The 11,719-nt window shown below is 58.1% G+C and carries 7 protein-coding genes; 6 read left to right on the top strand and 1 reads right to left on the bottom strand.

The features are described from left to right. Positions 1 to 224: 224 nt before the first annotated feature. The 4 genes from BV106_RS38315 to BV106_RS38310 all read left to right on the top strand — a co-directional run bounded on the left by BV106_RS38315 (position 225) and on the right by BV106_RS38310 (position 3,309). On the top strand, positions 225 to 398 hold the full coding sequence (locus BV106_RS38315) for a hypothetical protein (protein ID WP_265595548.1): 174 nt from the start codon (positions 225 to 227) through the stop codon (positions 396 to 398). Positions 399 to 1,523: 1,125 nt separating this feature from the next. Continuing rightward, complete coding sequence (locus BV106_RS11055) at positions 1,524 to 2,084, top strand: hypothetical protein (RefSeq protein WP_038164450.1); 561 nt, start codon at positions 1,524 to 1,526, stop codon at positions 2,082 to 2,084. A gap of 133 nt (positions 2,085 to 2,217) precedes the next feature. Continuing rightward, a complete protein-coding gene (locus tag BV106_RS11050; protein WP_038164448.1) occupies positions 2,218 to 2,634 on the top strand; it encodes a hypothetical protein in 417 nt (138 codons plus the stop codon). A 144-nt stretch (positions 2,635 to 2,778) separates the two neighbouring features. Beyond that, positions 2,779 to 3,309, top strand: coding sequence for a hypothetical protein (locus tag BV106_RS38310; RefSeq protein WP_265595547.1), 531 nt, complete (start codon positions 2,779 to 2,781; stop codon positions 3,307 to 3,309). A gap of 1,632 nt (positions 3,310 to 4,941) precedes the next feature. On the opposite strand, the gene BV106_RS11035 is transcribed toward BV106_RS38310, so the two are convergent. Continuing rightward, the gene (locus BV106_RS11035) at positions 4,942 to 5,178 is read right to left on the bottom strand and encodes a hypothetical protein (protein WP_038164443.1); all 237 of its coding nucleotides are present in this window, start codon (positions 5,176 to 5,178) and stop codon (positions 4,942 to 4,944) included. Between the two features lie 338 nt (positions 5,179 to 5,516). On the opposite strand from BV106_RS11035, the gene BV106_RS11030 reads away from it, so the two are divergent. Further along, the gene (locus BV106_RS11030) at positions 5,517 to 11,300 is read left to right on the top strand and encodes a hypothetical protein (RefSeq protein WP_038164441.1); all 5,784 of its coding nucleotides are present in this window, start codon (positions 5,517 to 5,519) and stop codon (positions 11,298 to 11,300) included. Between the two features lie 137 nt (positions 11,301 to 11,437). Continuing rightward, the coding region (locus tag BV106_RS11025) for a hypothetical protein (protein WP_265595546.1) at positions 11,438 to 11,719 on the top strand (282 nt) is incomplete at its 3' end.

The following is an 11,719-nucleotide window of genomic DNA, read 5'->3' as shown; positions in this document are numbered from 1 at the left end:
GAGCGTCACCCGTCTCCACGGGATGTCAACGTGAGGAACAAAAACGCCACACATTTGGGTGATCACGCTGGAAGAGACCTACGGAGTCAGAAAATAAGCCTGTGGTCTGAGTCATTCTAGAGTGGATCGTGAGAAGGGCTCAACCCGCGCAGGCTTGAACTTCAATGTCTCCAGTGAAGATTGAATGACCGGAACATTTCTCCGCCCCCTTTCCTCCACCCCCGATGAAACTCACTCGCCGACTTCGCAGAATATTTGCCCTCTTGATTGCGCTTGCCGCATTCACCTGCCTGCAGTCCACCTGGGCGGTCTCCTACGCCATTGTCCTGCCACTGGGCCTCCTCCTCGCCATTTTGGCCGTCCTCCTGTGGCTTCCGCTTGGCAAAACTTCTAATTGATGATCACCTCGCAAGATGAGCTGGTTCTCCACAAAAATCAGGGTCGTGTGTTTTATAGGAACACACGAAGCGATACGTCAAGGAGCTTGTTTCACTCGACATGCTCGCGGATGGCATTCTTGATGGATGCGAAGTTTATTCTGAGCCGAGTCCTTTGACCGGCGACGACTTGATGCTTGCAGAGTCGGATCTCTGTCCTGAGAAGTCGTTGCCAACGCAAACCATTTAGATCTGCGACGTCATGGCAGAACGAGCGCACCCTGATCGCCGCCCCTTCAACCGTGATGCCGCTCCAGTCGGAAGACAGTCCATGCCATCTCCTTCGCTCCCCAACCAGGACGGCACGTCCGGACCACCCCGCGGCCACGCCACAGGAGTAGTCCGACGGTCCCCGTCGGCTCAGTGCGCCGCAGGGACACACGGCCAAACGCCAGAGCACGTACCTCCCACCCGGCCCTGCATTGGCCACCAACACGAAGTCCTATGCAGAAGTGCAAGCCGGGAGCCATGATCGCCCCCCCGGTGACAAACATTCGGAATTGCCAATCCAGCCTCCAAGCAGCCTTGAAAATCTCGTCCTACAGCGTCAATAGCCGATCAAAATCGGAGCAGTGCGCTTGGGAAGTGAAACGCGCCAGCGACCGGCGAGTGGAGGGCCAGTGTCCGTCGGAACTTGGTGGCATCGGCGAGGATACGAAGCTTGCAGACGCTTCAGCTAGTGCCTCCTCACCTCGTCAACTACAGGAGCGCTGGTTAGTTGATGATCAAAGACTAGTGGGTGGGGGCGGCTGCATGAGCCATCGGGGAGGGTTCGGATACAGAGGGCGTTTGAGCATCCCTCCTGTTGTGCGACCGCCAAAGTCAGTCGTACTTGACCACGTGAGGAGGACAGTCCAACCGCGCGAGTTTTGGGGCGGCCACCAGGGAACCACCTGGAAATGCCCGTCTCAATTCGAAGCTAATCCCCAGCGGGGATCTCTAACACAGCCCAACGTTGGACGAGCCCTAAGCGAGTCAACGTTGGGCACCTTCGCAGAGGATGATCAGGTGGGAAGGCCGATCGCATCCGCTGCCGCCCCATCTCCATCAACACCTCCCTGTCACGCAGCATCACCACACAAGATCATGACACCCAAATGGAAGCATCATCTCCTTATCAGCCGCCTGGTGCTGGGCGCCCTGTCATTGCTGCAATTGTCGACAGCATTTTCCCAAGAACCAAAAGCCCCACTGAAGCTGGTGGTTTACTATTCGACCATCCAAGGGGCTGATCACTCAGAGAAAGCGACCAAGGGCTCAACGGTATTTCGCACCACGTTCTTTGTGTATCTAAAAAACGTGTCGGACTCCCCCATTTTCGTGGCAACCCGATCACCTCATTGGCCGGACCGAATGGATGGATCTCGCATAGCGATGCTGTCAGTTAGCGAAAAGTTCACACCTGTCGACGAACCGATAAAGCAGGCTCCTGGGGATTTTGCGATCGTGAAACTGGAGCAGGGCGATATCGCCAGTCTGGGAAACTACGACTTGATGACGGGAGAAGCCCCTCTGGATCTGGATCTCTACAAGTTCATCTATTCGGTAGATCCGGCATCCGCCAACCAATTGAGTCTTTGGCAGGGAGAAGTCATGAATACCAGTATTCAATCCGTCAAGGCGGCCAGAGCGGCAATGAAGAAATAGTGTTTCTATATTCCGCTGGCCACACGCACTCAATGAAGAGCACCATCAGACGACTCGCAGCCAGAAGAGCCTCACGAGGGCTTTGGAGCGCGGATCTCAGCGCTGCTTCCAGTTTATCTTACAAAGCACCTGCATGAAACCACGCGTACTCCCCAGCGGACTCCTGGCATTTGGCCTGATCACCTCCCACTTGTTGGCGGCAGCCCCCACCGCTCCCAACGAGAACTGCGGCGTCATGGTGTTAAGCTCAAAGGCAGCCGTGATGTACAGCTCCATCAAGTTGCCCAGCCCCCATTGGGAAAACATCTCCTTGGAGGAGGCATTGGTACTGCTCAATCGAATCTTGGTGGATACCACCATGCGGTCTCCCTCTGAAGTCGCCAGAGCCTCGAGCCTGAACCTCGATCAAAAGAAGGTCCGCGTCACCGTTGCCGAAGATGGAGACATCAGCCTCCTGGAAGTGCTGGCCATCATCGCGGAAACCAACTCCTTGAAAATCACCGCTTCAGACAGGGAAATCGTGTTCAGGCCCGCCACACAGGGCAAGTAATCCGCATCGGCAGATTTGATTCCCGCGTAGCTCCTTGAATCACCAGGCGGTTGCCGCGCCGTACTCATCCCAAGACCGATCGAGAGCACTCCACTTCACCACCATCGCCGTCAAGCGACACCGTTGCCCCTCAGGGAGACCAACATGAAATACTACGTCCTGAGTCACGAATACACCGTGGCTGATCTTCATGACTTCCCCAGGTTCATCGGGGCCTTCTCCACCAAAGCAATGGTCGAATCAGCCCTCGCAGAATATCGTGCGCTACCCGGGTTTTGCGACTGGTCAGACGGCTTCCACATTGACTGGCGCACGGTTGATAATCCCTCATGGTCAGAAGGGTTTTTGTATCCTCATCCAACTGGGCAAATCCGCGCCAGCCAATCGCCTCGTAGCTCGACATTTGTTGCCGCACCAGGCGAGGGTGAGGTGGGCAGCAGTTCGCCGCTCACGCATCCAGCACCATCCTCCGTCTATTGCCTTCGCCACGAATACACCGACCAAACCCACGCCAGCGTTTTTTTCATCGACCTTTGCTCATCAAGAGAGAAGGCCGAAGACACAGTCCAGCAATATCAATTCCTCCCTGGATTCCGGGTTTGGCCAAACGGGTTCATCATCGAAGAATGGCCCATCGACAAGCCCTGCTGGAGAGCAGGTTTCCAGCATTCTTGAAGGCTTGACATTTCCGGTCAAAAAGGAAGCTTATTGCAGTCAACCCATCCAGGGCTGACCATGCGGATGCCCCTTCTGCAGCTTCGCTGAAATAGGCCAGGAGCCGAGCAGGAAGAGGCTGGGGCATCTGCTGAATCCAGACTTTTGGAAAGGGAATCCGCCACAATGCGACTAAAGGAATCATCATCCGCCTTGCTGACGAGGGCAGCAGTTTTTCTGGCACTGGGAAGCTTGCTCGTCACATGGATCATTCTTTCAAAAGAGTCTGGACCATCGACTACATCAGCAGCCCCCTTGGGCGGATGCCTCGTCACCGCCATCATGTCCTACAGTTGTTTCCGTGATGCCCGGTGGATCCGCCGGGCTTCCGCAATCCCATTGCAACTGGCAGATACAGTTGTTGAACTTGACGTTTCCATACCCGCCGGCAATTCCATCGTGGGCTTCTACCCCTACTCTGCCGTTTACCTAAGCTGTCGTAATATTGTCGCATTGTCACCGACGGGAGAGCAACTTGCCACTGTCGTGGTATGGCGGGAGCCCTGGACAAACAAGCTTCCCAGATGGCTCCAAGGTCTCGAGTATGGCCCAAGACAACCGCTGGCCCGATTGGATCCCGTGACCATGAAGATTGGGAAATCCAAGCAGGACCGACGGGTGATCCTGCGATTCACTCCGCGTCCCCCATCATCGGAGAAACTTGAAGATGCCGAAATAGGCGTCATCATCAAGTAGCGCACTTTGCTCTTCGGCCGTTCGCAAGATGGCTTGCACCCACCTTATTCTCGAAAGTTGTCGGGACGGTCCGTTACCCCACCCATTCATCCAGATTCACATGATGCCCGCAATAATTTTCATTCCATTCGCCCTGGGCTTCATAGGAATGATTGTCTATACCGTCGCAGTTTTTATCTACGCGCAGAGATTCACCGGAACCTCATCAAGGGCGGTAAAGGCAGCCTTCTATAACGGACCGAAGTGGATTCGTATTTTGCACTGGTGGTCTTGGGGTGCCATGTGCACCAGCATACTGATTCCCCTCATTTCCGCGATTTGGTCCAAGCTATGGGAGCAGGGTTAGAACCTGTTTGGATATAAACGCTGGGTATGTTGCGAGGCATTTTGAGTCTGGACAAAACGCGAAGAGGGCGTGAATTGACATTCACAACCGATGAGCAACGCAGTCCAGGCTCAAAAGAACCGCTACCCGGAGGGGCAGTTCCCAGGCTCAGCGAAGTCGCTTTCATCTCATTCCCCTGATTGGACCTGCCACACCCGGATGTTTTTATCCAAACAGGTTCTGAGTCAGTGTTTAAGGGTCACTGCGTGATTTAATATTGACGTATGGCATTCAATAAAAAAAGGTAATTCGATCGGCTTTTGGCTGTTTTGGGTACTGTTTTACGGTGGACTCTTCTGCCTATTTGAAGGCCATCTCGCAGAGAAACTGCAACCGAACAAACTTTCCCTCTGGGCAAGCAGGATGTTAGTTTGGGTATTGGCCACTGCCTCCGTGTACGAATTATTCCACTTCATAAAGTACTCCTGGAAACGGCAGGAAGGTGGCAGACGCCGTCGGAAGTAACGCACTCCATTGTTTGACTGCACTCAGACCACCTCAGGCATCGCTTACTATCGCGGCCCGCCAGCCAGGGCCGCAAGCATCATATCCTTCATCTGACGATTGGTCACGGTTGGCGACCAGTTCATGAGTTCGCGCAGATATTCAAATGGATCGAGCCTCCACCGGCGGGCGTTCCCGATGATGGTCAGGCTCACCGCCGTGTGATCCCCGGCCTCTGCCTCGCCCATGAGCGGCCAGTTCTTGCGCGCCAACGCAGCGGACCGCATCGCGTTCTTGCTGGACATCTGGTTGGAATCCCGCTTTACCCCACTCCATGGCAATATCAGACGCCCGCCATTTCCAATCGCAAATATTGCGCCATTCCCCTCCTCCTCTGCATCGCACAAATGGGAACCTTTCCATTCCGTCTCAATAGACGGCTCACAAAAGCCTTTTTTGCGACCGACAACTATCCAAGTGGTTAGTTTTCCAAGCTTTTTCCGCGTTAGTGGATAGCCGCAAATTTGACACCTTTTTCACAACTTAATCCCGAAAATAGGCCCGCGCTAATCCACATCAGTTGTAGCATAACTGAGATATAAAATGCATTGACGCTTACGGTGACTTAAGAAAGTATTTCGCCATGCTTTCTAAAAAGCGGGTTAAGGTAAACCTCCCAAAAAATCTCCTTAGCGTCGCATGTGCCACCTCCTTCGCCCTCGGCGGAACGGTCGCCTTTGCTGACTACGCGTCGTGGCAATCCTCCAGCTTCCCAGGGCAGGCGGGCAACTACGCCGTGATTCACCAGGAAGCAGATCCCGATGCGGATGCTGTGGGCAACTTGTACGAATATGTCTTTGCCACAGACCCCAATGTCTCGGACGCCGCCAGCAGCACCATCACCTACTCCACCGTCTCTGATCATCCCGCCATCACCTTCCGGCGGCTCAAAGGGATGACAGACTACGCCGTGGTCCTCCAGACCTCGCCAGACGCCGTCAACTGGACCACGATCCCGCCCCAGGTGGAGGCCACCGTGGACAACGGCACCTACGAGACCCTCACGTGGAGTGACCCCAACATTCTGATGTCCGTGGTGGGCACCCACCACCTGCGCATCGCCGTGCTGCCCACGGCCGGCATCACCCAGTCCCTCTACACGCCGGAAAACGTCCGGCTCAAGCTGCTCACCTCCACCACCGCACAGCTGGACTGGGAGGAGATGTCCCCCGCAGAGACAGGTTATGTCATCGAGCGCCGCTCGACCGATACTGGCAGCTGGGTGATCCAGACGACCACGGCGGCCAACGTCAACACGTGGACTGATCCCGCCGTCCCGGCCGCTTCCAATGTCTACTATCGCCTGCGCGCCCGCAATGCCACGCCCGTCTACTCCCCTTACTCTCGCAAGGTCCTCCTCATCAACCCGGGCGACAGCGACGGCGACGGCATCAGCGATACTGCCGAAACCACCGCAGGACTGAACCCTTATGATTGGACAGACGCCACCGGTGACCTGGATGGCGACGGCGTGCCCAACCTCTGGGAGCAGGCCCTGGGCACCTCCATGACCAACGGTGCCGCCCGACCCGCCGCCAACATTGTGGTGGATCCCACGTTCGTCAGCGAAACCGCCACCCAGAAAAAGACCATCGGCGCCGCCATCAGTGCGGCGCCTGGCAACACCACCACCCCCCCCTTCAGCATCATTGAGGTGCGGGCGGGCGTGTATGCCGAAGCCCTCTCGTTGCCCTCCAACAAGAGGATCCTGCTGCTGGCCGCTGCCACATCGGGGAATATCCCAGAGCTGCGCACCTCCACGACCAACGCGGTGGTGAGCATCTCCGGAGAGAGTGTGGTGGACGGTTTCCGCATCACCCGCTCCGCCACCAGTGAAGGACGAGGCATCACGGTTGACCTGCCTGCCGCAGACCGCTCCCTCGCCAGAATCGTCAATTGCGTCATCCACGGTCATAACACCACCAGTGGAGGTGCCGGGCTGTACGTCACCGATGGACGCGTCGCCATCTCTCACTGCACCTTCTTCGGCAACTCCATGACCGGCGCCGGTTCTGCCAACGCCATCGCATTCTCTACCAATGGCGAGCTGTCTGTAACAAACAGCATCCTCTGGAATCCAGCCGGCGCGGCGGACGAGGAGGTGGAACAAGCTAGCAACATGGTCTTTGGCTACGGCAACCTGGTGTACGATGGCTCCATCCCTGGCTCGCTCATGGTGGATCCCCTTTTCGGTTGGATGGGCGGCCTCTCATCGAGTTCCCCAGCCCGCTTGCAAGGTGCCAGCGGTTTGCTCGCCCCCAAGGACATCCATCGTGAATCCCGTCCCGGCACGCCTGACATCGGTGCCGATCACTTCATTGACACCGATGTGGACGGTCTGGCCGACTGGTGGGAGGTCAAGCACTTCGGCAACCTTACACCCACCGCAGCCGCAAACCCAGACAGCGACGGACTGACAAACGCGCAGGAGTTTGCCATCGGCACCACGCCAAATGTCGCCGACACAGACGCCGATGGGGCCAACGATGGCGCAGAGGTGGCTGCCGGGAGCGATCCTCTGGACAGTGACACCGACAATGACCTCATGCCCGACGGCTACGAGATCACCCATGGGCTCAATCCGCTCGACCTCCGGGACGATCTCGATGACAAGGATGGAGACCGCATCCCCAACTACTATGAATACGTGAGAGGCACCAGCGCCTCCAGCGCAGCCAGCTTCCCCGCCAATGACTACACTGTGAACCCGGCAGGAGGAGGCACTCATACCACGATCGCTGCCGCCATCACCGCCGCCAAGGCCGCTGCAGGAGATTGCAAGATCGTGTTTGTGAAGCGGGCCACCTACGCCACCTCGAACATCACCTTGGATGGTAAACGCCTCCTCCTGCTCGGTGAACAAGGTGGGAGCCCACCCGAGATCGTGAGTCAGGATACGAACAATTGCATTCGGCTGCACGCTGACGGCACCGTGGTGAACGGGTTTCTCTTTAGAAACCAATCCTTTGTGAACGATGCCAAAGGGGTCTCGGTCAGCACCACCACGAACGGCGGTCACGCCCGAATCACCAACTGCATCGTCACCGGGAACTATTCCAACTTTGGCGGGGGGGTCTCCATTACCCAAGGCCTTCTCACGGTGGATCACTGCACCATTTTTGGCAATGGCAACGGGTACACCAGCACCGCCACTCCCACCGGTATCGGCATTGGAGTTGAGACCTACGGGAACCTGAGGCTGAGGAACTCCGTGGTGTGGAACCCACATGCTCATCCCGGAGCCACACAGATCTGGAAGCAAAGCAGTTCCAACTTGGTTACCGTGAGCAATAGCATCATCCTGGGAGGGGAGTTCTCCAGCATCAGTTCGGATCCACTCCTCGATCGCTACGGCTGCCTTCGCCCGGGAAGCCCCGCCATCAACCCAGCCGGGGGAGACGTGCTGGACCCCGCCAAAGACATTCATGGAGAAACCCGCAGCACACCGGCCGACTGGGGGGCTGATGAGTACATCGACTCCGACGCCGACGGTCTGCCTGACTCCTGGGAGATGCGCTTCTTTGGCAACCTCGCTTCCAACGGCACCACCAACACCGACGCAGACGGCCTCACCGCCGCCCAGGAGTACACCTTTGGGAGCAATCCTGCCGTGGCAGACACCGATGCAGACGGCCTCAACGACGGCGGCGAACTCACCGCGGGCACTGACCCGTGGGACACAGACTCCGATGACGATGGCATTGCCGATGGTTACGAGGTCTCCAAGGCCCTCAATCCTCTCAACTATCAGGACGCCCTGGAAGACAAGGACGGAGACCGCATCCCCAACCTCTATGAGTTCATCCGCGCCACGGACGCCAACAGCGCCGCCAGCAAGCCCGCTGCGGACTATACCGTGAACCCCGCCGGAGGAGGCACCCATACCACCATCACCGCCGCCATCACGGCCGCCAAGGCAGGCGTGAATGACTGCCGCATCATCCTGGTGAAACCCGGCACCTACACTGAGGCCATGCTGGATCTGAGCGGCAAGCGCATCATGCTCATGGGTGAGCAGGGCGCATCCCCACCCGTGATTTCCTCAACCCTTGCCTCCTCCTGCATCACCGCGAAGATCAGCGGCGTGGTCATTGACGGCCTCGTCTTCACCCACAATGTCCTCTACTTCAATGGTTGGAGCGGCATCCACGTCGATGCCCCGGGTTATCGCTCCCAGGTGAGACTCGTCAACTGCGTCGTACGAGACAACCCCTGCGCCAGCGGCGGCGTCATTCTGGCGGGCGGTGAAGTACTGGTGGATCATTGCACCGTGGTGAACAACCGGGGTGACGAAACTACCGGGGAAGGCGGCACCGGTCGCGGCTTCTATGTCTCAGATGATAGCTACCTTCGCCTGCGGAACTCCATCGTCTGGAATCCGACGTCGAGCCCGAGCATTCCTCAGATCAACATCATATCTGGTGGTCAGTGCTCGGTGAGCAACAGCATCGTCCTCGGCGGTGAGCAGGGCGGGACCAACCTCGATCCTCAGGTGGATCGATTTGGCAACCTCAGGCCCACCAGCCCGGCCATCAATCCCGTCGGCGGCGTCACCCTGCCAGTTTCCCTGACAGACATTCACGGTGAAACGAGAACCAATCCGCCCGACCTCGGTGCGGACGAGTACCGCGACTCTGATGCGGACGGCCTGCCAGATGCCTGGGAAACCCGCTTCTTCGGCAACCTCGCTTCCAACGGCACCACCAACACCGACGCAGACGGACTCACCGCAGCTCAAGAATATGCCTTCGGCAGCAATCCCGCCGTCGCAGACTCCGATGCTGACGGTGCCAATGACGGCGCCGAGTTCACCGCCGGATCCGATCCTTGGGACACCGACACCGATGACGACACGATGCTGGATGGATATGAAATCTCCAAGGTGCTCAATCCGCTCGACTACCGCGACACCATGGAAGATCGCGACGGCGACCGCATCCCCAACCTGTATGAGTACTCACGCGGTACGGATGCCAACAGCGCAGCCAGCAAGCCAACGGTGGACTACACTGTGAATCCTGCTGGAGGCGCGGGCATCTACACCACCATCGGTGCCGCCCTCACGGCCGCCAAGGCCGCCGCTGGTGACTGGAAGATCATCGCCATCAAGCCTGGCACCTACGCCGAGGGAGCCCTCACCTTGACGACCAAGAAGATCCTTCTCTTGGGCGACCAGGGTCTCAATCTCCCGGTCATCCAGTCCACGGCGGCCAATGATGTGATTGCCATGAACCTGCATGGCTCCGCCATCGACGGTCTGGTCATCAGCCACCTCTACCCCATGACGGGTAGCGGCGTCCGGGTTTCCATTCCCAGCCCGAACTACCGGACGCTCGTCCGCATCGCCAACTGCATCATCCGGGGCAACAAGACGCAGTACGGGGCCGGCATCTACCTCAATAACGCAGAGATGGTGGTCGATCACTGCACCATTGTGGACAACACGGAGACCATGGCCGACTCCCTCAATGCGTATGGGCTGGGAGTTTATCTGAATTCAGGAACCCTCTCCAGAATCAGAAACTCCATCATCTGGAACCCTCCGTACGACACCACCAGCACGCAGATCTACAAGAGCGCCACAGCAACGCTGAGCCTCGTCAATACCATCGTGAGAAGTGGGGAGCAAGGCGGCCTCAACCTCGATCCCAAGTTGACTCCTGAAGGCTGGCTCCGCTCCACCAGTCCCGCCATCAACAGACCCGGAGTCACGGCTCTGTCCACCTCGTCCACTGATATTCAGGGGGAAACCCGCACGGCCACCCCGGATCTCGGTGCTGACGAGTTTGTGGATACCGACACGGATGGCATGGCCGACTGGTGGGAAGTCTTCTACTTCACCAACCTGGCGCAAACCGCCACGGGCGATGTGGATCTGCCAGCTCCCGATGGCCTCAAGAACCTCGACGAGTACCTGTGTGGTCTGAACCCGAAAGTGGCGGACACCGATGGTGACGGTCTGTCAGATCTCGCCGAGGCCATCGCCCTGGCCGGGGTGCTCTATGACTCCCCCAGTGAGACAGCCGACGATGACGGAGACGGTCTCACCAATGCGCAGGAAGCCCTGCTGGGCACGCAAAACAACGTGACCGACAGCAACGGGGATGGACTGCTCGACGGCTTGTCGTGGAGCTCAGGCATCAATCCTGCCAGCCTCGACTCCGATGGCGACGGCGTCTCCAACCTGGATGAACTGGCCAAAGGCACCAGCCCCCTCTCCGCCGATAGTGATGGTGACGGCGTCGCCGACAATCTGGATGCCTTCCCGCTCGATCCATCCGCCAGCACACTGCCCACAGTGCCAGGGGACGTGACCTCACCGGTCATCACCCTGATCAAGCCGCCAGGCGCAGTGCTTGTTCCCTGAGTTAACACTCTCGGCGGGGCTTCTCCGGAAGCCCCGTTTATTTTGCGTTTTGTCTCGAACTCATGCCGTCCATGCTTCGTGAAAAATCAATGGCCGCAAGGGCCACAGCTGCCACACTGCTCCTCATTCATCCCTTGATGATGCTGCCCTCAGACCTCTGGGCACAGGCCGCAGCCTCACCTGCATCCGGCAAGGTCGCCCCGCGCTTCACAGACCTGCCCGACACCTTCAAAGAGGACTGGGTGCCGCCAGCCCCCGTCCTCAGCGCCAGGGACATCACTCTCAACAAAGCCGCTCCGGTCTCCGCCCCCGTTCTCGACCTCCCCCAGGGCAAGGTTCTATCCCAAACAGACATCGCCAACGCCAAGGTCTTCTCCACCCCGCTGCGCGCCACCCAGCGCAAGCAAGCGGGCGAACCT

Source organism: Verrucomicrobium sp. BvORR106 (assembly GCF_000739655.1).
GTDB lineage: Bacteria > Verrucomicrobiota > Verrucomicrobiia > Verrucomicrobiales > Verrucomicrobiaceae > Verrucomicrobium.
This window is presented reverse-complemented; position numbering and strand designations above follow the sequence as displayed.

Coding starts and splice junctions, on each gene's coding strand:
- BV106_RS11035 (WP_038164443.1), bottom strand. CDS start 5,178: ATGTCCAGCAAGAACGCGATGCGGTCCGCTGCGTTGGCGCGCAAGAAC.
- BV106_RS38310 (WP_265595547.1), top strand. CDS start 2,779: ATGAAATACTACGTCCTGAGTCACGAATACACCGTGGCTGATCTTCAT.
- BV106_RS11055 (WP_038164450.1), top strand. CDS start 1,524: ATGACACCCAAATGGAAGCATCATCTCCTTATCAGCCGCCTGGTGCTG.
- BV106_RS11030 (WP_038164441.1), top strand. CDS start 5,517: ATGCTTTCTAAAAAGCGGGTTAAGGTAAACCTCCCAAAAAATCTCCTT.
- BV106_RS38315 (WP_265595548.1), top strand. CDS start 225: ATGAAACTCACTCGCCGACTTCGCAGAATATTTGCCCTCTTGATTGCG.
- BV106_RS11050 (WP_038164448.1), top strand. CDS start 2,218: ATGAAACCACGCGTACTCCCCAGCGGACTCCTGGCATTTGGCCTGATC.